The organism is Vibrio maerlii (genome assembly GCF_003415655.1).
Classification (GTDB): Bacteria; Pseudomonadota; Gammaproteobacteria; order Enterobacterales; family Vibrionaceae; genus Vibrio; species Vibrio maerlii.
Genome location: NZ_QRHC01000003.1, coordinates 579745 through 606147, shown reverse-complemented (window position 1 = coordinate 606147; position 26403 = coordinate 579745). Strand labels below are relative to the sequence as shown.

Annotated in this window: 28 protein-coding genes; 14 read left to right on the top strand and 14 right to left on the bottom strand. The window is 44.1% G+C overall.

Annotated elements, in window-relative coordinates; translation table 11 throughout:
- Positions 1-6 precede the first annotated feature (6 nt).
- A complete protein-coding gene (gene grcA, locus DPF91_RS07110) occupies positions 7-384 on the bottom strand; it encodes an autonomous glycyl radical cofactor GrcA (protein WP_117233729.1) in 378 nt (125 codons plus the stop codon).
- A 323-nt stretch (positions 385-707) separates the two neighbouring features.
- Here grcA and nfo point away from each other — a divergent pair, with 323 nt between their 5' ends.
- The 3 genes from nfo to DPF91_RS07095 all read left to right on the top strand — a co-directional run bounded on the left by nfo (position 708) and on the right by DPF91_RS07095 (position 2987).
- Positions 708-1595, top strand: coding sequence for a deoxyribonuclease IV (nfo, locus tag DPF91_RS07105; RefSeq protein ID WP_117233728.1), 888 nt, complete (start codon positions 708-710; stop codon positions 1593-1595).
- Positions 1596-1600: 5 nt separating this feature from the next.
- The gene (gene ung / locus DPF91_RS07100) at positions 1601-2269 is read left to right on the top strand and encodes a uracil-DNA glycosylase (RefSeq protein ID WP_420855577.1); all 669 of its coding nucleotides are present in this window, start codon (positions 1601-1603) and stop codon (positions 2267-2269) included.
- A gap of 166 nt (positions 2270-2435) precedes the next feature.
- On the top strand, positions 2436-2987 hold the full coding sequence (locus tag DPF91_RS07095; protein WP_117233727.1) for a hemerythrin domain-containing protein: 552 nt from the start codon (positions 2436-2438) through the stop codon (positions 2985-2987).
- An 83-nt stretch (positions 2988-3070) separates the two neighbouring features.
- Here the strand turns inward: DPF91_RS07095 and DPF91_RS07090 are convergent, their stop codons facing one another.
- Positions 3071-3250: a DUF3545 family protein gene (locus tag DPF91_RS07090; RefSeq protein ID WP_117233726.1), complete on the bottom strand. Its 180-nt coding sequence runs from the start codon at positions 3248-3250 to the stop codon at positions 3071-3073.
- A gap of 737 nt (positions 3251-3987) precedes the next feature.
- Here DPF91_RS07090 and DPF91_RS07085 point away from each other — a divergent pair.
- From DPF91_RS07085 to DPF91_RS07075, 3 genes are all read left to right on the top strand, one after another.
- The gene (locus DPF91_RS07085; protein WP_117233725.1) at positions 3988-5421 is read left to right on the top strand and encodes an alanine/glycine:cation symporter family protein; all 1434 of its coding nucleotides are present in this window, start codon (positions 3988-3990) and stop codon (positions 5419-5421) included.
- A gap of 122 nt (positions 5422-5543) precedes the next feature.
- The gene (yaaA, locus tag DPF91_RS07080) at positions 5544-6320 is read left to right on the top strand and encodes a peroxide stress protein YaaA (protein WP_117233724.1); all 777 of its coding nucleotides are present in this window, start codon (positions 5544-5546) and stop codon (positions 6318-6320) included.
- Between the two features lie 200 nt (positions 6321-6520).
- Entirely contained in the window at positions 6521-7156 is a 636-nt protein-coding gene (locus tag DPF91_RS07075; RefSeq protein WP_117233723.1) for an alternative oxidase, read from the top strand.
- Between the two features lie 55 nt (positions 7157-7211).
- Here DPF91_RS07075 and srmB read toward each other — a convergent pair whose 3' ends face one another.
- Positions 7212-8456: an ATP-dependent RNA helicase SrmB gene (gene srmB / locus DPF91_RS07070; RefSeq protein WP_117233722.1), complete on the bottom strand. Its 1245-nt coding sequence runs from the start codon at positions 8454-8456 to the stop codon at positions 7212-7214.
- Between the two features lie 85 nt (positions 8457-8541).
- Positions 8542-9300 carry a tRNA1(Val) (adenine(37)-N6)-methyltransferase gene (locus DPF91_RS07065; RefSeq protein WP_117233721.1) on the bottom strand — a complete coding sequence of 253 codons (759 nt, stop codon included), beginning with the start codon at positions 9298-9300 and terminating at the stop codon, positions 8542-8544.
- Between the two features lie 314 nt (positions 9301-9614).
- Here DPF91_RS07065 and brnQ point away from each other — a divergent pair, with 314 nt between their 5' ends.
- On the top strand, positions 9615-10925 hold the full coding sequence (gene brnQ / locus DPF91_RS07060; RefSeq protein WP_117233720.1) for a branched-chain amino acid transport system II carrier protein: 1311 nt from the start codon (positions 9615-9617) through the stop codon (positions 10923-10925).
- An 82-nt stretch (positions 10926-11007) separates the two neighbouring features.
- Here the strand turns inward: brnQ and DPF91_RS07055 are convergent, their stop codons facing one another.
- Positions 11008-12273, bottom strand: a complete 1266-nt coding sequence (locus DPF91_RS07055) for an HlyC/CorC family transporter (protein ID WP_117233719.1) — start codon at positions 12271-12273, stop codon at positions 11008-11010.
- Positions 12274-12407: 134 nt separating this feature from the next.
- Positions 12408-13202 (bottom strand): cytochrome C assembly family protein, encoded by a 795-nt coding sequence (locus DPF91_RS07050; RefSeq protein ID WP_117233718.1) that lies wholly within the window; start codon positions 13200-13202, stop codon positions 12408-12410.
- Positions 13203-13462: 260 nt separating this feature from the next.
- On the opposite strand from DPF91_RS07050, the gene ffh reads away from it, so the two are divergent.
- The 5 genes from ffh to rplS all read left to right on the top strand — a co-directional run bounded on the left by ffh (position 13463) and on the right by rplS (position 17109).
- On the top strand, positions 13463-14851 hold the full coding sequence (gene ffh / locus DPF91_RS07045; protein ID WP_117233717.1) for a signal recognition particle protein: 1389 nt from the start codon (positions 13463-13465) through the stop codon (positions 14849-14851).
- A 246-nt stretch (positions 14852-15097) separates the two neighbouring features.
- The gene (gene rpsP / locus DPF91_RS07040) at positions 15098-15346 is read left to right on the top strand and encodes a 30S ribosomal protein S16 (protein WP_117233716.1); all 249 of its coding nucleotides are present in this window, start codon (positions 15098-15100) and stop codon (positions 15344-15346) included.
- A gap of 28 nt (positions 15347-15374) precedes the next feature.
- Positions 15375-15929: a ribosome maturation factor RimM gene (gene rimM, locus DPF91_RS07035; protein WP_117233715.1), complete on the top strand. Its 555-nt coding sequence runs from the start codon at positions 15375-15377 to the stop codon at positions 15927-15929.
- 26 nt (positions 15930-15955) lie between these two features.
- Positions 15956-16714: a tRNA (guanosine(37)-N1)-methyltransferase TrmD gene (gene trmD, locus DPF91_RS07030; RefSeq protein ID WP_117233714.1), complete on the top strand. Its 759-nt coding sequence runs from the start codon at positions 15956-15958 to the stop codon at positions 16712-16714.
- A 41-nt stretch (positions 16715-16755) separates the two neighbouring features.
- Entirely contained in the window at positions 16756-17109 is a 354-nt protein-coding gene (gene rplS, locus DPF91_RS07025) for a 50S ribosomal protein L19 (RefSeq protein ID WP_021712249.1), read from the top strand.
- Positions 17110-17360: 251 nt separating this feature from the next.
- Here rplS and yacG read toward each other — a convergent pair whose 3' ends face one another.
- The 8 genes from yacG to nadC form a co-directional block, all read right to left on the bottom strand.
- Positions 17361-17555 carry a DNA gyrase inhibitor YacG gene (gene yacG, locus DPF91_RS07020; protein WP_117233713.1) on the bottom strand — a complete coding sequence of 65 codons (195 nt, stop codon included), beginning with the start codon at positions 17553-17555 and terminating at the stop codon, positions 17361-17363.
- A gap of 99 nt (positions 17556-17654) precedes the next feature.
- The gene (gene zapD / locus DPF91_RS07015; RefSeq protein WP_117233712.1) at positions 17655-18395 is read right to left on the bottom strand and encodes a cell division protein ZapD; all 741 of its coding nucleotides are present in this window, start codon (positions 18393-18395) and stop codon (positions 17655-17657) included.
- Between the two features lie 67 nt (positions 18396-18462).
- Positions 18463-19077, bottom strand: a complete 615-nt coding sequence (gene coaE / locus DPF91_RS07010; protein WP_117233711.1) for a dephospho-CoA kinase — start codon at positions 19075-19077, stop codon at positions 18463-18465.
- Positions 19074-19949 carry a prepilin peptidase gene (locus DPF91_RS07005; RefSeq protein ID WP_117233710.1) on the bottom strand — a complete coding sequence of 292 codons (876 nt, stop codon included), beginning with the start codon at positions 19947-19949 and terminating at the stop codon, positions 19074-19076. The genes coaE and DPF91_RS07005 overlap by 4 nt, the downstream gene beginning before the upstream one ends.
- Positions 19950-19987: 38 nt before the next feature.
- On the bottom strand, positions 19988-21220 hold the full coding sequence (locus DPF91_RS07000; RefSeq protein ID WP_117233709.1) for a type II secretion system F family protein: 1233 nt from the start codon (positions 21218-21220) through the stop codon (positions 19988-19990).
- A 9-nt stretch (positions 21221-21229) separates the two neighbouring features.
- Complete coding sequence (pilB, locus tag DPF91_RS06995; protein WP_117233708.1) at positions 21230-22918, bottom strand: type IV-A pilus assembly ATPase PilB; 1689 nt, start codon at positions 22916-22918, stop codon at positions 21230-21232.
- Between the two features lie 21 nt (positions 22919-22939).
- A complete protein-coding gene (locus tag DPF91_RS06990) occupies positions 22940-23398 on the bottom strand; it encodes a pilin (protein WP_117233707.1) in 459 nt (152 codons plus the stop codon).
- Between the two features lie 241 nt (positions 23399-23639).
- Positions 23640-24527, bottom strand: a complete 888-nt coding sequence (gene nadC / locus DPF91_RS06985) for a carboxylating nicotinate-nucleotide diphosphorylase (protein WP_117233706.1) — start codon at positions 24525-24527, stop codon at positions 23640-23642.
- A gap of 105 nt (positions 24528-24632) precedes the next feature.
- Between nadC and ampD the strand changes: the two genes are divergently transcribed.
- Together ampD and pdhR are read left to right on the top strand one after the other, a co-directional pair.
- Positions 24633-25181 (top strand): 1,6-anhydro-N-acetylmuramyl-L-alanine amidase AmpD, encoded by a 549-nt coding sequence (ampD, locus tag DPF91_RS06980; protein WP_117233705.1) that lies wholly within the window; start codon positions 24633-24635, stop codon positions 25179-25181.
- Between the two features lie 433 nt (positions 25182-25614).
- Positions 25615-26382 carry a pyruvate dehydrogenase complex transcriptional repressor PdhR gene (gene pdhR, locus DPF91_RS06970; protein ID WP_117233704.1) on the top strand — a complete coding sequence of 256 codons (768 nt, stop codon included), beginning with the start codon at positions 25615-25617 and terminating at the stop codon, positions 26380-26382.
- The last annotated feature ends 21 nt before the right edge of the window (positions 26383-26403 follow it).

Here is a 26403-nt window from a genome sequence, read left to right as displayed (position 1 = left end):
CTAAAATTATAGAGATTCAGTGAATGTACGAGCGATAACGTCGCGTTGCTGCTCTTGTGTTAGAGAGTTGAAACGTACAGCGTAGCCAGATACGCGGATAGTTAGCTGTGGGTAGTTCTCTGGGTTCGCAACTGCGTCTTCTAGAGTTTCACGCTTCAGAACGTTAACGTTTAGGTGTTGGCCACCTTCGATTTTTGGCGCAGCTTCGATAGCAACCTCACGGCTTTCGTACTCACCTAGGTCTGCAGCAGCAACAACTTGGTCTGCTTCGTAACCAGCAGTTGCAGCAACACAACGAGCTTCGTTCTTTTCTGTATCCAGTAGCCAGATAGAGTTTAGTAGGTCGTCGTTTGCAGCTTTAGTAATTTGAATACCTTGAATCATTACTTTCTCCTATTCCACTTTAGTGGATATTTGGTGTTAATTTTCAATTTTTGTTGAGCTGAGTAATGTATACCTCAATGTGGTTATAATAATATTGATTTAAGTCAAAAATCAACAAAAAACATTATTTATAGTGAGGTTAATTTTTTGTTCTATATCAATAAAACTATTAAAAACAGGCGTGTAACATAATATTTTAATCATTAAAAAATAGTTTAACGCCGCTTTTGTTGTAATTTTACTACAAAATGGTTTTTGTTCTTGTTTCTGCTTACCTAGTTTCAAGGTGTTAGCAGAGTATTTTGAAAGTCGAAAGTGATTAAATGACAAACAATAAAAAGATGTATGGCAACAAATTTTTAGGGGCTCATGTTTCAGCCGCTGGTGGGGTTGATCAGGCGCCGATGCGTGCAAGAGAAATCGGCGCCAATGCGTTTGCCTTGTTCACCAAGAACCAACGTCAATGGAATGCGAAGCCTTTAGAAGAGAAAACAATCCGAGCGTTTAAAGCTAACTGTCAAATGTTGGGATTTTCGAGTGACCAGATTCTACCTCATGATTCCTATCTGATTAATCTTGGTGCACCAGAAGAAGAAAAGCTCGAGAAATCTCGTGCTGCATTTATTGATGAGATGAAGCGCTGTGAGCAACTTGGGTTAACCCTATTGAACTTTCATCCTGGAAGCCATCTGAAGAAAATTGCTGAGGACGAGTGTTTATCGAGAATTGCAGAGTCTATTAACATAGCTCATCAAGCCGTGCCCAAGGTTATCGCCGTTATTGAAAACACAGCTGGGCAGGGCTCTAACTTAGGTTGGCGCTTTGAACATATCGCTGCCATTATCGAGCAAGTTGAAGACAAATCGAGAGTCGGGGTGTGTATTGATACCTGCCACACCTTTGCGGCGGGCTATGACTTGAGTTCAATGCAAGCGTGCGAAGAAACATTTGCTGAATTTGATCGTGTAGTTGGAATGCAATACCTACGAGCGATGCATATTAACGACTCTAAAGTAGAACTGGGTTCACGTGTCGATCGACATCATTCGTTGGGAAGTGGAGAGATAGGTTGGGATTGTTTTGAGTACATCTCGAGAGATCCTCGCTTTGATGGTATGCCATTGGTTCTCGAGACGATTGACCCTGATAAATGGAAAGATGAAATTCACTGGATGCGTCAACATCACCTCTTAGCATTAGAGCAGGAGTAAAGAATGTGAAACCACTGAATAACTGGCAAGCTTTAATAGAGCAAGAGAAAGCAGAACCTTACTTCGTTGAAATGGAGAGCAAGATTGAGTCTCGTCGCAAAGCCGGCGTTAAGGTCTTCCCTCAACCTGAAGATATCTACAGTGCATTTGAAGCCACGCCGTTGGATCAAGTAAAGGTTGTTATTATTGGACAAGACCCATACCACGGGGCGGGGCAGGCTCATGGGCTGAGTTTCTCAGTGCATCCAGGAGTAAAAATACCGCCGTCTTTACGCAATATGTACAAAGAGCTTGCTGAAGATATTGAAGGATTTGAGCTTCCTAAGCATGGGTACCTTCAGAGTTGGGCAGAACAGGGAGTGTTGCTTCTTAATACTGTATTGACGGTTGAAGAGGGAAGTGCTCATTCTCACGCTAAATTTGGTTGGGAAACCTTTACGGACGTGGTGATTAAGACCCTTAGCCAACAAAAGCAGCCTATTGTCTTTTTACTTTGGGGCGCACACGCTCAGAAGAAGGGGAAAGACATCGATGAGAATCATCACTGTGTCTTAAAAACGGTCCACCCATCTCCCTTGTCTGCGCGCCGTGGCTTCTTTGGCTGCAAACACTTCTCACAAGCCAATCAGTTCCTTATTGAACAAGGACATTCTGCTATCAACTGGCAGGTGTAACGCTATATGGCTATATAGTAGAGCGATAACTGTAGTCGTTAAAGCGGTAACTCTATAGCCATAGTTTCACCAATTGGGGTGAGGTGCTTAAATTTCGACCGTCATCAAAGCATCAACTAAACTGTTTCTATACACTTATAAAAAGTAAGTGATAAGGAGTGATGTCATGATGATTGAAAGGATTAAGCGAGAGCATGGCTATATGGTACGACTGTTAGCTATTCTTAAAAGTAAACTAGCTCAACTCAACAACGAAAAGACGATTAACTACAGCTTAGTCAAAGAGATTGTAGACTACTTGGGCAACCATTCTGAGAAAGTGCATCACCCTAAAGAAGATATTCTTTATCGCTACTTTATTGACCATTATGGTGACCAACAGGATATCGAAAACCTAGAACTGCAGCATGTCGAGCTATCTAAGAATACGCATGATTTTCTCGATATCGTTGAGATGATCTTGCAAGACGCTGTGGTTCCTAAAGAGGTGTTCGTTGAGCGTCTCGAGCATTTCATTGTTGAACAGAAGCAGCACCTTGATATGGAAGAAAAGAACGTCCTTCCTTTGATTAAAACAGCCTTTACCACTGAAGATTGGAAAAATGTCGAAGCGATGTGGGAGGTCACAGAAGATGACCCTGTATTCGGCGATACCATTGCAGACCAATACAAGCAGCTTGCTGATAGAGTAAAACAGAACGAAAGAGAGTGCGTGTAGAACCCACAAGATTTAATTGAAGCTGTGCAAGTATATAGATAGAAGAAAGACGCCTAGTAGGCGTCTTTCTATTTAAAGGAATGTCAGATATTGATTTCTTCTAGCTCGAACTCTACCCCTAGGTCTTTAAGCTCTTTTTGAAGACGTTGGCGGTCTTTGATCGCCTCTATCTCTCGCCATTTTCTTTTTGTGGGTTTAGAACGAGTGGAACGTGATTGAGGAACATCCATTTCCATTACACTATCAAGTTGAAAGCCTTCCATAAGCAGCCCCTTGCCAAAACGTGTTAAGCCTATTTGTCATGCCCTTCAAGCCAGCTTTTATTGAAACTTATTGAGCTGAGCCAGTAGAGCATATTTAGGGTCATATTAGCGGTGATTTATTTCTCAATTGTTTCTTCCAGATGACATTTTGAGGTCAAACTAAGGAGCGAATCACACTTTTTTTACCAGAGTTATGGTTAAAAAGTAGTCAAACAAACTATTAACGTGGTTTTTTTGTCGTTGCATCAGTTTGTTAAAAGAGTGTGGATGAACGATTGCGTAATGCGATAAGTCGCCAAATCGTCTTATTTTCGATCACTGATGGGTTTTTGACTTTACAGGTACGAGGTGAACTTAGGCAAGCATTGAAGCTTAAAGGCTAAAGGGACTTTTTTATATTAGAAGCACAAACCTATCGCGCTACAAATAATCATGTTTCAATCAATTACAATTGTAGATAATTATGAGGCTTAAACTTCTAAATTATGTAAATGCGATGTTTTTATTTGGTGATATTTACAGTTTTATTTAATTGGTTGCATATTGATTTTTTACTTCTTCGAGCGCATTATCCGCCGCGTCAAAAAATCACTGATTTGTAAATTCTATCGTTCAGTAGGATTTACGACCTACACTTCATATACAAATTTAATAATACGTTGCTGAAATGATTTTGGCGGTGTGAAGTGTGGAGCATGCACAACTGCGGGTCAGCTAAAACTCTATGAGAGGTTATCGTGACAGATCTAATTAACTTAATGAACGATCTACTTTGGGGATCGATTCTTGTTTATCTTCTAGTTGGTGTTGGTATCTACTTCACCGTACGCCTAGGCTTCATTCAATTCCGCCACTTTGGCCACATGTTCTCGGTTCTTAAGAACAGCCGAAAAGCAGACAGCGCTGGTATTTCTTCTTTCCAAGCACTTTGTACTAGTCTTGCTGCTCGTGTAGGTACAGGTAACATGGCGGGTGTGGCGGTAGCACTAACGGCAGGTGGCCCAGGTGCTATCTTCTGGATGTGGTTAATCGCAATGCTGGGTATGGCAACATCATTTGCTGAAAGTACGCTAGCACAACTATACAAAACGAAAGATGATGACGGTAACTACCGTGGTGGCCCGGCATACTACATGGAAAAAGGCCTGGGTATGCGTTGGATGGGGGTTCTATTCTCTATCTTCCTGATCATCGCGTTTGGTCTAGTGTTTAACGCAGTACAAGCAAACTCAATCGCTGGCGCAATGAAGACGGCATTTGGCCTAGACGAAATGTATGTTGGTATTGCTATCGTTGTATTGTCAGCAGTTGTTATCTTCGGTGGTATCAAGCGTATCGCTCGTACTGCTGAGCTAATTGTTCCAGTAATGGCACTTGCTTACTTAGCGCTAGCTCTGTTTATCATGCTAACTAACCTAGACAAGCTACCAGGCGTGCTGTCGCTAATCTTCAAGAGCGCATTCGGCCTACAAGAAGCGGCTGCAGGTGGCCTAGGCTACGCAATTGCTCAAGCGATGATTAACGGTATTAAGCGTGGTCTATTCTCGAACGAAGCTGGTATGGGTTCTGCGCCAAACGCAGCAGCATCAGCAACACCTTACCCGCCGCACCCTGCTTCTCAAGGTTACGTACAAATGTTAGGTGTATTTACAGATACTATCGTTATCTGTTCAGCTACGGTTGCGATTATCCTGATGTCTGGAGAGTACGTTGGTGCTGAGACAGCGGTAACAGGTATCGAGCTAACACAGCGCGCACTAAGTACTCAGGTTGGTGAATGGGGTGGTATCTTCGTTGCGGTTGCAATCTTCTTCTTTGCATTCACATCGATCATTGCGAACTACTCTTACGCGGAAACGAACCTAATCTTCTTAGAGCACAACCACAAAGCTGGCCTTGGCATCTTCCGTGTGATTGTTCTTGGTATGGTTATGTTTGGTTCAATGGCTTCATTACCAGTAGTGTGGTCTCTAGCTGACGTATCTATGGGTCTGATGGCTATCGTTAACTTAGTGGCAATCCTGCTTCTATCAGGTATCGTTATCAAGCTAGCAAAAGACTACAATGCGCAGCTGAAAGCAGGCAAGGTGCCGACTTTTGATGCGAACGATTACCCAGAGCTTAAATCTCAACTTGAAGATGGTATTTGGGATAACAACGACAAGAAGTAATCTTGTAGTTGAGTGCTCTTGATAGAGCGCGACAATCAAAACGATTGAGAAAGCCGTGCAGACAATGCACGGCTTTTTTTGTACCCTAAGTACAGAATAAATATTATTAGGGACTTAAAGTCATGCTCATCGTTGTTTCTCCGGCTAAGACGCTGGACTATGAATCGCCGCTCGCGACACAAACTTATACTCAACCAGAGTTTGTTGAACATTCTGCAGAGCTTATTGAGGAGTGTCGTAAGCTCTCTCCGGCTGATGTATCGGGTTTGATGAAGGTAAGCGATAAGATTGCAGGCCTTAACGTGGCGCGTTTCCAAGAGTGGTCTACCGAGTTCACACAAGAAAATGCTCGCCAAGCCATCTTAGCCTTTAAAGGTGATGTATATACTGGACTGGATGCTCAGAGCTTAACTGAAGCAGATTTCGGCTACGCTCAACAACACCTACGTATGCTCTCTGGCCTATATGGCTTATTAAAACCACTCGATCTGATGCAACCATATCGTCTAGAGATGGGGACTAAGCTAGCTAACGCTCGTGGCACCAATCTCTATCAATTCTGGGGAAGCCTGATAACGGATAAGCTCAATGAGGCTTTGAATGCTCAAGGTGACAATGTCTTAATTAACCTTGCTTCAAACGAGTATTTTAAAGCTGTGAAACCGAAGAACGTGGATGGTCAAATCATCACGCCAGTGTTCAAAGACTGTAAGAATGGTCAATATAAGGTGATTAGTTTTTACGCGAAGAAAGCTCGTGGCATGATGGTGCGATATATCATTGAGAACCGTGTTGAATCTGTGGCAGATCTGACTAAATTTGACACAGCGGGTTACTACTTTGTCGAAGAAGAGTCGACAGCAACCGAGCTTGTATTTAAGCGCGAAGAGCAAAATTAATCTTTAGCAGTATCGCCACGCGAGAGCTAAAAAGCGAAAGGGTTGACCATTAAGGTCAGCCCTTTTTTATTGTTCGGTATTTGTACACTTGTCGCTCCATGCAATTTCTGTTAAAAATTATTTTATCCATTAAAAAAAAGTTGAACGGGAAGGCTATAAGTTGTATGTTAAATGCAACTTATAAATAAGGAATGCTCATCATGTCAGACTTCAAGCTCACACATAAGAAAGCATCAAAGCTATCAGAGTACGTTGCATTACGAATTACCAAGTTATTGAAGCTAACGCTCAATGTTTTTTACGGCAAAAAGTATGCGAAGCGTGCAGTGATACTCGAGACTATTGCCGCTGTTCCAGGCATGGTGGCTGGGATGTTTAACCACCTGAAAGCTTTGCGTCGAATGAAGGATGATGAGGGCTGGATTCGTGAATTATTAGATGAAGCGGAAAATGAACGTATGCATCTGATGATTTTCCTCGATATTGCAAAACCAAGCTGGGTAGAGCGGCTATTGGTGTTGTTAGGTCAGGGCGTATTCATTGTCGTTTATAGCCTGATCTATTTGATGTCTTCAAAGATTGCTCACCGAGTGGTCGGTTACTTTGAAGAAGAAGCGTGTAATAGCTACACCGAGTATCTAGAGAAGATTGATAATGAGGAAGTGGAGAATGTACCGGCTCCAAAGCTGGCGATTGATTACTATCAGCTTCCTTTAGATGCAAAACTACGAGATGTGGTTCTGCGAATCCGTGAAGATGAAGCGGGTCACCGTGATCGTAACCACGGCTTTGCTGATGCGTATGAAGAAAAAGCGCTCCCAGCACACCAACTTTAATGACTAAAACCAAAAGAGCCGCATGATGCGGCTCTTCTCAAATACGGTAAGAGTGTTATTTCTTCTTAGCGCTTTTCTTTTTACTGCTCTTCGCTTTGCTTGCTGGTTTTTTACCTTTCGCAGTGTCTTTCTTTTTCTTTTTAAACACTGCTTTCTTGTGCGTAGGACGCATGCCTTCAACAAAACGCTCTTTGATCGCTTCTTTAGTGTAACGAGCAACACGTTCGATCATTGGCTGATCGTGAGCTTCGATCAGTGAAATCGCATTACCTTTCTTACCAGCACGTGCAGTACGGCCAATACGGTGTAGGTAAACATCAGCAGTACGTGGCATGTCGTAGTTAATTACGTGGCTAACGTCAGGTAAATCAATACCACGAGCCGCAACGTCCGTAGCAAGCAGGACGTTCACCGTTCCATCTCGGAAGCGTGAGATAGCATTGTTACGGCGATCTTGTGGCATTTCACCTTGGATCCATGCACATGGGATTTGCGCACTCTCAAGCTGTGCTCGAAGATCAGCAAGACGCTCACGCGTCTTAAGGAAAATAATTGTGCGTTCAGCATCATTAGTAATGATGTGTTTTAGAAGCTGCAACTTATGCTCTGCAGTATCAGCACGGTGATACCATTGAGTGATCTTTTTACGCTCACGTAGCGAAGATTTAGCTTCGATCTCTGCTGGGTCTTTTAGTAGATCCGCGGTAAAACCTTCAACACCTCGGCCTTCTAACGTTGCCGAGAACAGTAATGTTTGTTTACGCCAGCGACACTCACCTGATAGACGATCAACAACTGGACCGAAGCCCATATCTAGCATGCGGTCTGCTTCATCTAGGATTAACCACTCAATTGCTCGGCAATCAAAACGCTCAGCTTCGATGTACTCCATCAGACGACCAGGAGTGGCCACCACGATATCTTGAGTCGCCGCTAGATCGTCTGCATGCTCTTGATACTGTACACCACCTGTAATGGTAATCACTTTTAGGTGAGTGTGTTTTGCTAGTTGACGCGCTTGCTCTGCAACCTGCATGGCTAGCTCACGAGTTGGCGTTAAGATTAAAACACGTGCAGGGCCCGCTTTCTTACGAGGGAAGTCTTCTAGGTACTGGATAGCAGGGATAGCAAACGCAGCTGTTTTACCTGTGCCGGTTGGTGCTGAGGCAAGAATATCCTTACCCTCTAGAGCTTGAGGAATCGCCTCTGCTTGTACTTGAGTAGGACGGTCAAACCCCATCTCCTCAAGAGCAGTGAGTAGGGTAGGATCAAGATCGAGTTCAGCAAAAGTTCTGATCACAGTAGTGTCTCCGCTAGCCAGTGAATGGGCTTAAAAAATGGTCGGTTATTATAGAGGGTTTGGTGATAAGGATCACATGTTATTTCTACATCTTGAGATAAAAGGCATGGGTCAGGTCAACAAACGCCTCACTGTAGCCTTTGTGATCCCCGTGGATCGTCAGTGATTCTTCTTCGAAACCTTCTTCGTACTCTGCCTGGTCTTTGGTTAAAGTGAGCTCGAACAGCAGTCTTGAGTATGGCTTCTTCTCTGTTGAGCGGATACGACAGAGTCTGGTCAACTTCCAGCTTAAGGTTTCCGCCATCGTGATGAAGGCTTCTCCTTCAACAGTAGGGAGGATGAAACTTGCACCGCCATTTGGGTTTAATAGCCGCTCGCATGCAATCAATAAATCGCGGTGATCGAGTGAGTCGCAATGCCTTGCGGTAGCTCGCTCTTCACTTTGCGCTTGTTCACCTGAAATGAAATAGGGTGGGTTACAGATAATACTATCGAAGACTATTTGGTCATCTTTATTTTGTGCAAACTGCAAAACATCGGCTTGTTGAACCGCGATTCTCTCGTTCCATGGCGATTGTTCAGCATTGAATGATGCTGCTTCCACAGCGCTCGGTTCTATATCTAAGGCGGTGATAGCAACGTTCGGGTAGCGTTGAGCTAGCATTAAGCTGAGCAGCCCAGTGCCTGTTCCTATATCTAGAACCTTGTCCGATGCTTTCACTTCTGTCCAAGCCCCCAGCATTACGCCATCGGTACTGACAGGCATTCCGACTTCTGCTTTAAAGATGGAGAACTGTTTAAATCGAAACTTGGCAGCGAAGTTAGTATCTGTCTTTGGTTGCATATTCTGTATATGACCTAAGTTATGAATTATCTGACTATTGTTGAACTATATCGCAGGTTGTTACGCTGTTTGGTGGTGTTTGTATGCGATTTTGTGTAGTTTAATATTCTAGTTATTTGTTTTTAATATAGTGTATATCACTGGCTTTTTGCGGTTCTATTGGTTTTATGTGGTGTTTTTCTCTATAGGGTTGTCGGCTATTGATACTTTCTGCATGATGCGTCGGTATTTTATAGATTATCACTCAGCCGTTGAGTGCAATCGCCACACTATATCCGTCAGTTTAACGGATTTGATAACGTAAAGGGTTAGCTGTGAAGCACAACTTAAAACCATCCGATATTATCGCATTAGGCTTTATGCTTTTTGCATTCTTTTTAGGTGCGGGGAACATCATTTTTCCACCGCTAGCTGGTCAATTGGCTGGTGATAACGTCATCCCAACCATGGTTGGCTTTCTTCTTACTGCCGTCGGTCTGCCACTTCTGACCATTATCGCTATCGCGATTGCTGGTGGCAGCTGGGATCATCTGACGAAAGACTTACCAAAACGCGCTGCAGTGCTGATGGCCGTTCTGATCTTCATCATTATTGGTCCTGCATTTGCTGCGCCACGTACCGGCCTTGTTGCTTATGAAATGGCGATTCGTCCATTTATTGCTGACGCTGGTCAAATGGATCTGACGCTGTTCTCAATCTTCTTCTTTGTTGTCGCAATGTGTTTTGCATGGACCCAAGGAAAGCTTATCGACATCATCGGCAAGTTCCTTACCCCCGCTCTGTTTGTCGGTCTTATTGTACTTGCAGCTGCGGTGTTCCTTAACCCGCAAGGTGACATCATGGCAGCACAAGGCAATTACCTTACGCAACCATTAACAACCGGTTTCCTTGAGGGTTACAACACCATGGATACCTTTGGTTCATTGATGTTTGGTATGTTGATTGTGGATGCAATTCGTCAAAAGGGTATCGAAGATAAAGCACAAACTACCAAGTACCTGATCAGTGCTGCGCTGATTGCTGCGGCAGGTCTGGCGTTTGTTTACATTTCGCTATTTTACCTAGGCGCAACCAGTGGTGCAGTTGCTGATGGCGCTGACAACGGTGGTGTCGTACTTAGCCAATATGTTCAAGCGCTATTCGGTTCATCAGGGCAGTTGGTTCTGTCGGTGATTGTATTGCTAGCATGTCTAACAACAGCAATCGGCTTGATCTCAGCATGTTCTGACTACTTCAGCTCGATTACTAAACTATCGTACAAAGCGTGGGTGATCATTACAGGTATCGCTTGTGCGGTTGTTGCGAACATCGGCCTATCTCAGTTGATTTCTCTTTCTGTCCCTGTGCTGTTTGCACTTTACCCTGTGGCAATTGCATTGGTTGCTTTGACGTTTGTTCGCCACAAGTTGCCAAACCCACGCAGTGCATATCGAGTAGTCATGCTGGTATCGCTACTGTTTGCATTGATTGATGGTGCAAAAGTAGCTGGTGTCGATGTATCAGCCTTCAGCGTGCTTCCACTATTCGAAATGGGGATGGGGTGGTTGCTGCCAACTGCAGCAGCACTGATTGCTATGTTCTTTGTTGGCAACAACCAAGAACAAGAGCTTGCTCAGCAGTCATAATCAAGTCTCAGAGTACACGAGAATCAAAAAAGGATGCCGAGGCATCCTTTTTTAGGTTTTAAGGTTAGAGTTCTAAGAGTCCTTAACGAACTTCAGGATAGACTCGAACCATCTTTATCTTGTTCTCATCAAACTCGATGATCTGCATTGGATGCTTAGCAAGCTCCAAACTTATACAGGTCTCTGGCAGGTCTTCAAGTTGTTCTAAGATAAGCCCGTTTAGTGTACGTGGACCATCGGTAGGCAGTTTCCACTTAAGACCTTTGTTGATATCTCGAATGTTGGCACTGCCCTCGATAAGGAAGCTGCCATCAGATTGTGGGGTGATCTCTTCTGCTAAGCTCGGAGCAATCGAGGTCGTAAACTCGCCGACAATCTCTTCTAGGATATCTTCTAGTGTCACTAGACCATTGATATCACCATACTCGTCAACAATCAGACCAATACGCTCTTTATTGCGTTGGAACTTAAGTATTTGAACATTTAGAGGTGTTGCTTCAGGAATGTAGTAAACCTCGTCAGCCGCACGTAAAAGCGTCTCTTTATTGAACTCGTTCTTTTCTAGCATCAAGCGATAGGCTTCACGCAAACGAAGCATGCCAACCACTTCATCAATTTGGTCACGATAAAGAACTACGCGGCCATGAGGAGAGTGAGTTAACTGGCGTACGATAGATTTCCAGTCATCGTTGATGTCTATGCCGGTGATCTCGTTGCGTGGCACCATGATATCGTTCACTGTCACATGCTCAAGATCGAGGATCGAAATCAGCATATCTTGGTGGCGACTTGGTATTAGGCTGCCCGCCTCGTTTACTACAGTACGCAGCTCTTCTGAGCTTAAATGGTCTTCTGCACCGTGATCGGCCTTAATACCAAGGATGCGAAGGAAACCATTGGTGATGAAGTTAACTAACAGCACCAGTGGCGACAGTATCTTCATCAAGAGAGAGAGAACGATACTGCTTGCGTAAGAGACTTTCTCTGGATAAAGGGAAGCGAGTGTTTTAGGCGTAACCTCTGCAAAAACTAGCACCACCATGGTCAAGGCACCCGTTGCAATCGCAACGCCAAGGTCACCATAGAGGCGCATACCAAGAATGGTCGCAATCGCTGAAGCAAGAATATTAACTAGGTTGTTGCCGATAAGGATAAGACCAATGAGTCGATCGGGGCGATCAAGCAGCTTTTCAACGCGTTTAGCGCCTTTGTGGCCTTGATTAGATAGGTGTTTAAGTCGGTATCTATTTAGGGACATCATCCCTGTTTCTGAACCTGAAAAGTATCCAGAGATGATGATAAGACAGGCGAGTAATCCAAATAATATGCCTGTTGATATGTCTTCCAAAACTTATCTTTTCCTTAGTATGTTTGGTTAATTTATGACCCAAATAGAGAGTGGAGTCAAATTCTAATAGAGAACCTTATATTGTAAAAGAAAGGTGATGGTTAATCACCTTTCAATCAAAGCTCTTTGTGACGTTAGCTAAGAATCACTTCTTGAACAAAGCGGCTACCAAAGTAAGCCAGTGTAAGGATGGTCGCACCTGCCACCGCAAACCAAGTCACCTTTTTACCACGCCAGCCTTTTTGGTAATGACCCCAAAGTAGAGTGGTATAGATGATCCATGCGATGAAAGAGAGAATACCTTTGTGTGCCTTTCCTTGGGCAAACATATCCTGAACGAAGGTGAAGCCAGTCAGTAGTGTACCGGTTAGCAACAGGTTACCAATCAAGATGATCTTGAATAGCTGTCTTTCCACTTTCATTAGTGGAGGTAAATTTGGGTTAATTGCTAAGGCGTTTTTCTTTTTCAGTTTGTGGTCTAGCCATGCTAACTGCAGTGCATAGAGCGCACCAATAGTTAGCGTTGAATAAGAGAACAAGGCTAGCGACATGTGAAGCAGGATTTCTGGGCGAGACTCTAAGTGCGTGATGAACGATGTTGGTAGAAAGGTTGCAGCAGTTAAGTTAATAGCAGCAAAGCTGTATACCACTGGCAGTAGGAACCAAATACGTGTCTTGAGCATCGCGATACTCATTACTACAGAAATAATGAAGCTGATAAGAGAAGCGACGTTGAGAATACTAAGATTTTGGCCGTAAGTGGCAAATATAAGATCGCTAAGTAGCCAAGCATGAAAAACAAGGGCGATGGTTGCGCTTACGAATACCGTCTTAGCTCGAATGCCCGTTTGATGGACCAAGCCCGGAACAATCATTGCGATTGCAAGAACGTAAAGAATAGCAGCGCCAATAGCGATTATGCTGTCCATAACTTCAACTAAGATTCCCAAAATGAATGTGATGAATAGGCAATTATACCCTGACAACACACAATGGGCTACGAGTTCAACCCAAACAATCGCGAAGTTTCATCGCTTTGTTAGTTAGCCCTCGATTTAGCGGGTATGCAGTCACGTGCTGCGTGAGGTATACTTCGGGGAATATGTCGCCGCTTTTTGCAAAGAGGCATCGCTTGTTAATCACTGATAAGGCTTTGCAAAAAGACAAATAGGTTTGCGAAGAGACAACTATGTTTGAGAATTTAACGGATAGACTATCCAAAACGCTGAAGAATATCAGCGGTAAAGGTCGCCTGACCGAAGACAACATTAAAGAGACCCTGCGCGAAGTGCGCATGGCATTACTTGAAGCTGACGTAGCGTTACCGGTTGTACGTGATTTCGTTAAGCGAGTTAAAGAAGGCGCGGTAGGTGTAGAGGTTTCTAAATCGCTTACTCCAGGCCAAGAGTTCATTAAAATCGTTCAGGCTGAGCTTGAAGCGGTTATGGGTGAGTCAAATGAGGCACTTGACCTTGCGGCTCAGCCACCGGCTGTGATCCTGATGGCAGGTCTACAAGGTGCGGGTAAAACCACCTCTGTAGGTAAACTGTCTAAGCTTCTTACAGAGCGTGACAAGAAGAAAGTGCTGGTTGTGTCTGCCGACGTTTACCGTCCAGCGGCAATCAAGCAGCTAGAAACACTTGCAACTGACGTGGGTGTAGACTTCTTCCCATCAAGTCCTGATCAAAAGCCAATCGATATTGCTAATGCGGCAATCGACCATGCAAAGAAGAAATTCTACGACGTACTTCTAGTCGATACGGCAGGTCGTCTTGCTATCGATGAAGAGATGATGGGCGAGATTAAGGAGCTTCACTCTGCAATCAACCCAGTTGAGACGCTGTTCGTTGTTGATGCAATGACAGGTCAAGATGCGGCAAACACTGCGAAAGCATTTGGAGATGCACTGCCACTAACGGGTGTGATCCTAACCAAGGTCGACGGTGATGCTCGTGGTGGTGCAGCGCTATCTGTTCGCCATATTACGGGTAAACCAATCAAGTTCTTGGGTGTGGGTGAAAAAACCGATGCACTTGAACCGTTCCACCCGGATCGTGTTGCTTCACGTATCTTAGGTATGGGTGACGTACTGTCACTGATTGAAGACCTACAACGTAATGTTGACCAAGATAAAGCAGAGAAGCTTGCTAAGAAGTTTAAAGAGAAGAAAGGTTTTGACCTTGAAGACTTCCGTGAGCAGCTTGGTCAGATGCAAAACATGGGTGGCATGATGGGCATGATGGATAAACTTCCTGGCATGTCTCAGCTCCCTGATAATGTGAAAGACAAAGTCGACGACAAAATGTTTAAGCAGATGGAAGCAATCATCAACTCTATGACGATGAAAGAGCGTCAACGCCCTGAGCTTATTAAAGGTTCTCGTAAGAAGCGTATTGCTGCGGGTTCTGGTACTCAGGTTCAAGACGTAAACCGTCTACTTAAGCAGTTCACTCAGATGCAGAAGATGATGAAGAAGATGCAGAAGGGCGGCATGAAAGGCATGATGCGCAACATGCAAGGCATGATGGGCGGCATGGGTGGAATGGGCGGTGGCGGTTTTAATCCGTTCGGTCGATAAGAGTATCTAGTACCTAGAAGCGAGTTCCTAGAGGCACTAGTAAACTAGGAACTTAAATAATTCAGACTGTTAGCTAGGTCACAAACATTTTTTTTAAAGTATGTTGGTGAAAAAATAGCTAAAAGTCTTGCATTGCCTCGGGATAAGAGTAAAATTCCGGGGCTTTAATTTGGCACGAGACCTCAGTTATTCATCTAAGAATGATTAGAGGTCATTTTTAATTTTGAGAAAGCAAAAGAGGACGACATGGTTACCATTCGTTTGGCACGTCACGGCGCTAAAAAGCGTCCATTTTACCAAATCGTAGTAGCGGACAGCCGCAATGCTGCAACTGGCCGTTTCATCGAAAAAGTAGGTTTCTTTAACCCTACTGCAACTGGTCAAGAAGAAGGCCTACGCCTAGATCTAGATCGCGTTAACCACTGGGTTGGTCAAGGCGCATCTCTATCTGACCGCGTTGCTAAGCTAGTAAAAGACGCTCAAAAAGCGGCTTAATTCTTAATTTAAGAAGACTAGTTTATTTATGTCGATGAAGGATAAAGAAACGATGAGCGAACAAAACGAAAAAATTGTTGTGGGCAAGTTTGGTGCTACCTATGGCATTCGTGGTTGGCTGAAAGTTTTTTCCTACACAGACAACGCTGAAAGTATTTTCGATTACAGCCCTTGGTTTATTAACCAAAAAGGCGAGTGGGTTGAGTACAAAGTTGAAACGTGGAAACGCCATAACAAAGGTATGGTGGCGAAACTAGAAGGTCTTGAGATTCGTGAAGACGCTCATCTTCTAACTAACTTTGAAATCGCAATCGACCCTGCTGTTCTACCTGAATTGTCAGAAGACGAGTTCTACTGGCGTGAATTGTTTGGTATGCAAGTTGTTACCACTCAGGGATATAACCTTGGTGAGGTCACTGACCTATTAGAGACTGGCTCCAACGATGTTTTGGTAGTAAAAGCAAATCTTAAAGATGCTTTCGGGCAAAAGGAACGGTTAATCCCGTACCTTGAAGAGCAAGTGATCAAGAAAGTTGATCGCGAAGCTCAACGGATCGAAGTTGACTGGGATCCTGGATTCTAACTCTAAAGTTCAGAGCGAGAGAACACATGTGGGTTGGCGTAATTAGCCTATTTCCTGAAATGTTCCGTTCTGTTACGGATTTTGGAGTAACAGGTCAAGCGGTTAAAAAAGGTCTTTTATCTATTGAGACATGGAATCCTCGTGATTTCACTCATGATAAACATCGCACTGTTGATGACAGACCTTACGGTGGTGGCCCTGGCATGCTAATGATGGTTCAGCCTTTGCGCGATGCTATCACGGCGGCAAAAGAAGCCTCACCGGGTAAGACGAAAGTCATTTACCTTTCTCCTCAAGGTCGCAAGCTCGACCAGCAAGGAGTCGAAGAGTTGGCAACAAATGAGAACTTGCTTCTGATTTGTGGTCGCTACGAAGGGGTAGATGAGCGCGTTATTCAATCTGAAGTCGACGAAGAATGGTCGATTGGTGATTTTGTAATGACGGGTGGTGAGATACCAGCCATGACGTTGATTGATTCAGTGTCTCGGTTTGTACCGGGAGTGCTTGGAGATATGGCGTCTGCAGAAGAAGATTCTTTTGCTAATGGCTTGTTAGATTGTCCACACTATACGCGTCCCGAAGTGTTAGACGGTGTTGAGGTACCTTCGGTACTTAAATCCGGCAATCACAAGGACATTCGTCGCTGGCGATTAAAACAATCGCTGGGCCGTACTTGGCTGAGAAGACCAGAACTCCTGGAAAACCTAGCTCTGACTGACGAACAGGAACAATTACTGGCTGAATTCATTAAAGAGCAAAAGCTCACAATGAAAAGCAAGCAGTAACCTATTAAATTTAGTATCAGTTTATTCTAGGAATTTAAAAAATGAGTAACATCATCAACGCTCTTGAGCAAGAGCAAATGAAACAAGACCTACCTACTTTCGCACCTGGTGACACAGTAGTAGTTCAAGTTAAAGTAAAAGAAGGTGACCGTGAGCGTCTACAGGCTTTCGAAGGCGTTGTAATCGCAATCCGTAACCGTGGCCTTCACTCAGCATTCACAGTTCGTAAGATCTCGAACGGTGAAGGTGTTGAGCGTACGTTCCAAACTCACTCTCCAATGGTTGATAGCATTGAAGTTAAACGCCGTGGTGCAGTACGTCGTGCCAAGTTGTACTACCTACGTGAGCGTTCTGGTAAGTCAGCTCGTATCAAAGAGAAACTTGCTAAGAAGTAATGCTAGAACTAGCGTTCTCATAGTGAAAACGGAGTCCATATGGGCTCCGTTTTTTTCTTTTGAGTTATAGCTGGTTATTTTTCTCCCAGCCGTTGTCGTCGGTACTCCTTTACATTCGTAAACTCCGCTCCTCCTCCTAGGCTGAAAGCAAAATACCCGCACTCTAATCGAAAAAGTTAATAAAAAAGGCCGATGCATTCACATCGACCTCAGCCATCAAGGGACTCATTTCTAGGTACTAGCTTCTTTCCCTAGTACTGATCTTCCGACCAACCGTCGCTATCCGACATATCCGGTGCGCCAGCGATTTTGTTATCTTCGTCTGCCCATTCTCCGAAGTCGATCATTTGGCACTGCTTACTGCAAAATGGACGGTGAGGGCTTTGTTCGCCCCACTCAACATCGGCACCACATTGTGGGCATGGAACAATGGTAATCTTTGACATAATAAATCTCAGTGGTACTTGCTAAATATTTGGTGTAACTGACAAAGTAGCTCTCTAGCTCTCTAGCTCTCTAGCTCTCTAGCTCTCTAGCTCTCTTTTTTAACTACAAACCGCCAGATCAAAATCGATATCTTGTGAGTAGGCTAACCCAGTCTCAAAAGACATAAATTTAATCGCAAAGCGATTTTTATGGCCTGAGATCATTGGGTAAGCGCCGAAATGAATCGGTATCGCGAGACGAAGGATGTTAGCTTCTTCAGCGTCACTTTGGAAGAATCCTGCGCGTGCAATCTGTGGTTTGAAATGACCGGTTTCTCGAGTCAGTTTTAGCCATAGGTTAAGGGCGTTAGATAGTGGCTTTAGCGTATCCATCCAGCGCTGTGCATCGCGTGTACGCTGCTCGTTTGGTAAGTGTAGCCAATAATGAAGGGCAGGAAGGTCAAAACAGCATGAACCACCAGGTAGGTTGAAGCGTTGACGTATGGTACTCAAGAAGCGGTCTTCTTTGAGTGATTGGCCGATACGTTCTGTCTGCATCAGCGCTTTATGAGTCACATCAACCTCAGCCAATACCTCTTGCAGCATGGCTTGGTTTACACCCTCAACATTCAACCAACTACGGTAAGCTTGGCGCTGCTTCTCAAGATCTTTGGCTAACTCGGATTTGATCTGAATCTGCTCGAAGATTTCTAGCATATCGAAGATCGAGCGGAAGAAGAGTTGATATTGCTGGCTATCAATAAATGAAGAGGACTGATGCATCTGTCTCAGTAACGTTTCTACTCTCAGGTAAATACGAGTCTTTTCATTTAGTGGGTGTTCAAATTTATGAATAGTCATGGGATAGCCTTTACGTACTCCTAAAATGCAGGAGGCAGACTGATTTCAGCCTTTCGTTGCAACAATTCTATTGTGACCGATTTTTCCTACTCATTGCCAGATACTTTTGATGTAAATCTGTGACTAATGGCAAAAGTTGTTGGTTTTTTACGCTGTTTTCTATTATGTCGTCTGCTGCGTCCAATCGTTGGGCTCGACTTGCTTGAGCTTTGAGGATAGAAAGCGCCTGTTTTCTATCAACCTCATCTCTTAGCATAGTACGTTCTATCTGAATTTCTTCTTCTACATCAACAACAAGCACGCGATCAGCCATATATTGAAGATTGTTTTCAACCAGCAGAGGAACAACCAATAAACCATATTCAGATGAGATACTGTCGAGGTCTGATTTCATCTTTTGACGAATCATTGGGTGAAGCAGTCCATTTAACCATTGCTTGTCTTCATCACTCGCAAAGATAATCTCTCGAAGCTTTGTACGATTGAGCTCGCCTTCTTCTGTCAGGATATCCTGACCAAACTTTTCGATGATCGCGGTTAAGCCTTCACTACCCGCTGCTACCACTTCACGGGCAACGACATCTGCATCCACTATCTCGATACCAAACTCATCATGAAACAGGTTAGCTACTGTGGTTTTCCCACTCGCGATGCCGCCAGTAATGGCAACGACGAAACTCATAGCGCGACTCCTAAGATATTGTTGAAGTACCAAGTGATGATCTGATCACCCCATATCAGGCTAATCCAGCCAGCTATCGCTAGATAGGGGCCAAAAGGAAAAGCTTTATCTATGCCTTTTTTCTGCAATCGAAGTTGAATAATGCCAAAGACGAGGCCGACTAACGAAGAGAGTAAGATGATTAATGGTAAGTGTTGCCAACCCAGCCAAGCACCCAGTGCCGCAAGTAGTTTGAAGTCACCGTAACCCATGCCTTCTTTTTTCGTTAGCAGCTTAAACAGCCAATAAACGCTCCATAGACATAGATAGCCAGCCATTGCGCCGATGACGGAATCTTGTAATGAGGTAGGGCTTATCTCAAATAGTGCTAGGGCGATACCTGCCCATGTTAGGGGTAAAGTCAGTTGGTCAGGCAGTAGCATGGTATCTAAATCGATAAAGGTTGCTGCAACTAAAGTAAAAGTAAAAAACAGTAGAGCAATGGAATACCAGCTAGGCTCGAAGTAAAAACCAATCGCGCCACACAGTAATGCAGTCAATGCTTCGATAAGTGGATAACGAGGACTAATCGGGTTTGAACAACGTGAGCATTTCCCTCTCAATACTAACCAACTGAACACAGGAATATTGTCGATAATACGAATAGGTTGTTCGCATTTAGGGCACGTTGAACGTGGGACACTCAGATTGAACTCACCCTCTGGCTTGGGGAGATTGTATTCAGGAAAAGACTCGGAACACTCGAGTTGCCATTCGCGTTCCATCATTTTTGGAAGTCGATAAATAACAACGTTAAGAAAACTACCGACGATAAGACCTAACAGGATACATAGAGTAGGGAAAAACCAGGGTATTTGTTGTAGTGCGTCCATGTTGGTCTCTTTAAACATCTTTTAAGCTAAACGAGAGTCTAACCTAACACACTCATTAAGTTAAAGATTGGTAAGTACATTCCAACGACTAATCCTCCTACGACTACGCCCAAAAAAACAATAATCAGAGGTTCTAAAACCTTTCCTAGATTATCGACGGTGTTGTCAACTTCGAACTCGTAGATCGACGCCACCTTGTTGAGCATATCGTCGAGTTTTCCAGACTCTTCACCAATCATGATCATCTGTAAAACCATCTCTGGAAAGGCTTGAGTATTTTTCATTGCGATATAGATAGGCATGCCCGCCGCTGTATCTCTATATACCCATTCGATAGCGGTTTGGTAATGAATATTACCCGAAGTTTTAGCCGTATTTTGTAGGCTGGTGAGAATTGGGATACCGGCGCTGAAGCTAGTGGATAAAGTGCGGCTAAATTTAGCAATAGCGGCCTTACTGAGCACATCGCCTATAACTGGAACTTTTAATCCAAGACGACTGGTTTGAAGTTGCAATGAAGAGGAGCTTTTGCACGCTGTACGAAAGACAAAGAGAGCTAGCAGAAAGAGACTTAAAGTAGTGAGAGAATAATGTTGTACTGCATGGCTAACTTTTAAAATTTGTTGAGTAAACCAAGGTAGCTCAGCACCAAATCCCTGAAACATCAGTTCAAACTCTGGGATAACCATTGTTAGCATTAGATAAGAAACGGTGAGTGCGACGACGACAACCATAGATGGATAGATCAGCGCTTTGATTACCTTTGCTCGCAGCTGCTCGCTCTTTTCTCGATAAGTGGCTAAACGCTCAAAGACTTCAGCGAGATTACCCGCTTGTTCCCCGGTTGCAATGAGGTCGGTATAGAGCGGGTTGAACAAGCTGCTGGCCGTACTCATCGCTTTGGAGATTGGTGTACCTGCTTCAACGCCTTTGGTGACTTGATTCAAAATGGATTTCATTTCAGCTTTGGTACTGTTGTCCATCACAAGCTTTAATGCCTGAACAATAGGAACACCAGTGGCTAGCATGGTTGCGAGTTGTCTGGTGAGTATAGTGATGTCTTTTGACTTTACGCAGTGGCTCAATCGAGTGATTAAAGAGATGTTGCTTTTCTTAACCTTGGTGATTTGGATATGTTGGTCGCGAAGTCTATCTCGAACCTCCACCTCCGTCAGCGCAAGCGTGCTACCCGAAACCCGCTTTCCTGAATTATTGATTCCCTTCCAACGGTAGTTTTTTAGTTGAGTTCGATTGCTGTTTCGGTGGGTCATATAAACTTCCTAGAAGTAGAGTACTCGTTGAAGTTCTGCGTAACTTGTTATCCCTTGCTTCAGCTTTTCTATGCCCGATTGTTTTAGCGTCAACATACCTCGAGCTTTTGCGATTTTATTCAGCTCAGCAACCGTCGCTCCATTCATCAGCCCTTGTGCAAGCTCTGTGGTAAATGGCATGACTTCATAGATGCCCACTCGGCCAGAATAGCCATGAGTGCATTCGTTACAGCCCTGTGGATTGGCTTTAAAAATTAAATCATCTTCTGCAATCATTAAGCTTTCACGAGTAAGAGAGGCTAAGGCATCAGGATACTTGCAGAATGGACATAAGCGACGAACCAACCGTTGGGCAATGATAAGGCTTAAAGAAGACGCTAAGTTATAGGCCTCAATCCCCATATTGTCCAGACGAAGTAAGGTTTCGGCTGCCGAGTTAGTATGCAATGTAGACAGTACAAGGTGTCCAGTTTGGGCTGCTTTCACTGCTATCTCTGCCGTTTCGATATCACGTATCTCACCGACCATCACCACATCCGGATCTTGGCGTAGAAACGATCGCAGCGCTTCGGCGAATCCGAAACCGATCTTGGGTTGGACTTGTACTTGATTTATTCCGGATAGGTTGATCTCCACTGGATCTTCAGCTGTGGAGATATTTATCTCAGCGGTATTCAATATGCTTAGCCCAGCATATAAGGAGATTGTTTTTCCGCTGCCAGTCGGGCCGGTCATTAGGATCATACCTTGAGGCTGTTTTAGGGCATGGAGATAGAGATCTTTTTGCTGTTCTGTATAACCTAACGCATCGATGTTGAGACTCGCGGTGCTGCTGTCGAGTATCCGTAGGACGATTTTTTCTCCCCATAGCGTCGGCAGGGTAGAGACTCGTATATCAATAGCGGTGTCTATGTTTAACCGCAGTTTTATTCGGCCATCTTGAGGAAGTCGGCGCTCGGCTATATCGAGCTTGGAGAGTATTTTTATTCGAGCAGAGAGTCGGCGGCTTAATTGGTAGGCGGGGCGTTGAGTCTCGACCAAGATACCATCACACCGAAGGCGAATTCGGTAAAAGTCTTCGTACGGCTCAAAGTGGATATCGGATGCGTTTTTGCTTACAGCATCAAGCAGCACTTGATTGATGAAACGACTAACTGGGGCGTCATCTTGACTGAGATCCTCGCTCTCAACGAATTCTTCTCGACTAATATCAACCAGTTCTGCGAGCTCTTGGTGGCTGATCTCCTTTCCCGAGTTCTCTTGCTGATCAACTTGTTGGCCGTACAATCGACGAATAGCGGCTTGCAGGTCTTTAATGTTTGCTAGGGCGAGTTCTACTTGCTTACCTGTTGCGAACCGAAAGTCATCTTCGACCTGTAGATGAGTTGGGTCTGATACGGCAATCACTAAACAGGCATCGTTTTCAGAAAGAGGTAGAGCTTGGTAGCGTAAGATAAGGTCACGCACACCAAGTGAGGTGCATAGCTCTTCATATCGGTAGCGGGAGAGGTCAGTGTTGGGAAGACCAAAGATAACACTCAGTTGTTCGGTCAGATCGAAAGAAGATAATAAACCCAGATCAAGGATCGCTTCAGGTACATTTTTCCCTGAACGCTGGACTTGTGTAATGATGGCTTCCTCTTGCGCCAGGCTAATAAGCTCAGCCTGACGAAGAATTGTAGGTAGGTTGGTAAGCATAGGTTGAGGAAATTATCTGTACTAACTACCGCTACTGAATGTGCCTGAAGTACAACCTTTTAAGCTTTGTCCTGTATCATGCTTGCATGACCAACCATTGGCTGATCTAGTCAGTTGGACTTTCTTTCCTGATAGTGCGCCGGTTGAGCCGATAGAGAATAAAATGGTGCCATACTCCGAGCCTGAAGCTGTGGGCTCTATATCGAGCAACCCTAATGAACTCATGTCTGTTGCAGCGCCAATACCAGTAAGATCTGTTGCAACCTGATCACTAGGGAACTTCCCCGTTTTTTGAATAAATAGGTCAATGTTTGCTGTTAACGCTCGCGGTATCCCGACTGCTGTATTTGCTTCGGTTTTCAATACGTACCCTTGATATGCAGGTACGGCTATCGCACTTAATATGCCTATAATACCGACCACGATCATCAACTCAATGAGGGTGAATCCTTGTTGTTTTTTGGGTGTATTAGTTTTCACTGGGTATCTCCTTATCCACATGATTTATAGCGGTAAGCAGAATATTGGGTGAATGTGATAAGAAGAATAAGGCAGGGAACAGTACACGACTGAGCTACGATAAAAACGGCCATTCTTGCATTGTGGGAACAAAAAAATGGGAGGGGGTTAAAGCTTGGTAGTGTTTTTTTAATCACCAAAAAGGGAGAACGAATGTTCTCCCTAATGTCATTATTGAAGCTATTACTGGTTGGTCAGTGCATTACTTAAAACGCATAGACAGGTCCATTGCTTTGAGGTGCTTAGTCAATGCACCGACAGAGATGTAGTCAACACCTGTCTCTGCAAACTCAGCGATCGTTTCTAGCGTTACGTTGCCTGAGTTTTCAAGTGCAGCACGGCCAGCGTTTATCTTCACCGCTTCACGCATCATGTCTGTAGTAAAGTTGTCTAGCATGATGATGTCTGCGCCTGCATCGATCGCTTGTTGAAGCTCTTCTAGGCTTTCGGTTTCGACTTCAACAGGCTTGCCAGGGTTTAGCTCTTTCGCTGTTGAGATAGCTTTCTCGATGCCGCCACATGCAATGATGTGGTTCTCTTTAATCAGGTATGCATCGAAAACGCCGATACGGTGGTTAAAGCCACCGCCACAGGCAACTGCGTATTTTAGTGCGCTGCGTAAGCCAGGAATGGTTTTACGAGTATCAAGTAGGCGACACTCTGTGTGTGCAATTTTTTCTGCATAGATAGAGGTTGTCGTTGCACAGCCTGATAGCGTCTGGATAAAGTTCATCGCGTTGCGTTCACCTGTTAGCAGGTCACGCGCTGGACCTGTTAGTGTGCATAGCGTTTGGTTTGGTTCGACTTTATCACCGTCTTGCACATGCCATTCGATAGTAACGCGCCCCCCAAGCTGTTTAAAAACTTCGTCGGCCCACGCTTGACCACAAAACACACCATGTTCGCGGGTAATGATTGTCGCTACGTTTACTGCATCTTCAGGAATAAGGCCAGCGGTAACGTCATTACTCAGTTCGATGTTGCCACCTAGGTCTTCTTTTAATGTGTCGGCTACAGCACGAGTGATCTCATGAGGTAGCTGTTGTTTTAGAAACTCTAGGCGTTCTTGGCTGTTATGTGTGTTTTTCATCGTGGGTCTAAGCTTGATTCGAATTTGGCTTCGAATGATACTCTTGCTAGCAGGTAAATTAAAGCACCATAGCTCAAGAGAATAGAAGATAAGCGAGGCTTTTTAATGACGATCAATCAAGAGGGTTGGCTGGTGGAAGCGAGACATTGTCCTTCACCAAATTTTGACCACCGCCCCCAGGAAACAAGGGTCTCGTTGCTGGTGGTGCATAACATCAGTCTACCGCCTGGCCAGTTTGGTAATGAGTACATCGAGGCATTCTTTACGAATCAATTAGACCCTAAACAGCATCCTTTTTTTGACGTTATTAAGGACATGAAGGTATCGGCTCATTGCTTGATTAAACGCACAGGAGAGATCGTACAGTTTGTTTCTTTTAACGATCGAGCTTGGCATGCTGGTCAATCAAGTTTCGCTGGTGTTGAACGCTGCAATGATTATTCGATAGGTATCGAGTTGGAGGGTACCGATTATGTAGCCTATACCGCTGAACAGTATCAATCTCTATCGGATTTAAGCTGTCAAATTATGCTCACTTATCCGCAAATCAATTTGAACCGGATCACAGGACATCAATTTATTGCACCTCTACGCAAGACCGACCCGGGCCTTTCATTTGATTGGAAGCATTACTTTGCGCAAATATCGACCTGAGTTGTTAACGCTTTGTACTGGTTAATCTAATCAATACGATTTAATCACTCTATCAATAGGTTGAATTTTCTCTTAAGGGGTATTTTTTGATTTATTAGACTTTAATGCCGGTTGTTAATGATTTCTTGCTCAGTAATAAGATCTTGATGCCCTTTTCAACAAAATTAGGTTTCATTGGCATTAACAGCTGCTCATTTCTTTATTCATATCCCTAGCACGCACCTTCCCCCAAAGTATTAACGCTGTAAATGGTAAGACCAATTGCGTTGCTGTTTTAAATTTCATTTGTTAAATCTCGGTTAACTCTAGTCCTGTTCTATGATTTGAATCAATTTTTGACTAGACATTGGCGTTTTAAGCGTGTTAAATTTCGTCACATCTTGAAATTGGTAATACCAATTCACTGCAAAGAGTTTAAAGAAGAACAACAAATATGGCTTATCAAAGGATTCGTCAGCCAAAACTTTCTGATGTGATTGAGCAAGAATTGGAAAGGCTGATTGTGGAAGGAACACTCTCTCCAGGCGAGCAATTGCCACCGGAGCGCGAATTGGCAAAACAGTTCGATGTGTCACGTCCTTCAATCCGAGAAGCAATACAGCGTTTGGAAGCAAAGCGTCTGCTTACTCGCCGTCAGGGTGGGGGAACATTCGTCAGTGAAAATATCTGGAAGAACTTTTCAGATCCTTTATTGGACTTGCTTTCATCTCATTCTGAAACTCAATTGGATCTGCTTGAGTCGCGCCATGCGATGGAAGGCATTTCTGCTTACTTTGCAGCAATTCGTGGTACCGATGAGGACTTTGCTCAAATTCAAGAGTGTTTAGCTCGAATCGACTCAGCACAGAAAAACAAAGATGTTGAGGCTGAAGCCAATGCTGTTATGGCCTTTTTGGTCGCTCTCACTGAAGCGGCTCATAACATGGTGCTTTTGCATATTGTTCGAAGCCTTGCACCCCTGCTTGAGCAAAATGTTCTGCAAAATTTAAAGCTCCTTCACCGCCGCGAGGAGGTATTGGAGCGAGTGAGCAAACATAGAGCTAATATTGTTGAGGCTATCGTTTCTGGTCACCCTGAAAAGGCGCGAGAAATGTCGCATTCACACTTAGCTTATATTGAAGAAACATTGCTGGATCTGACGCGTGAGGAGTCTCGTCGAGAACGCTCATTACGTCGAATTCAACGAGGTAATGATTCTTAGATTAAGAATCATTTGCCATAA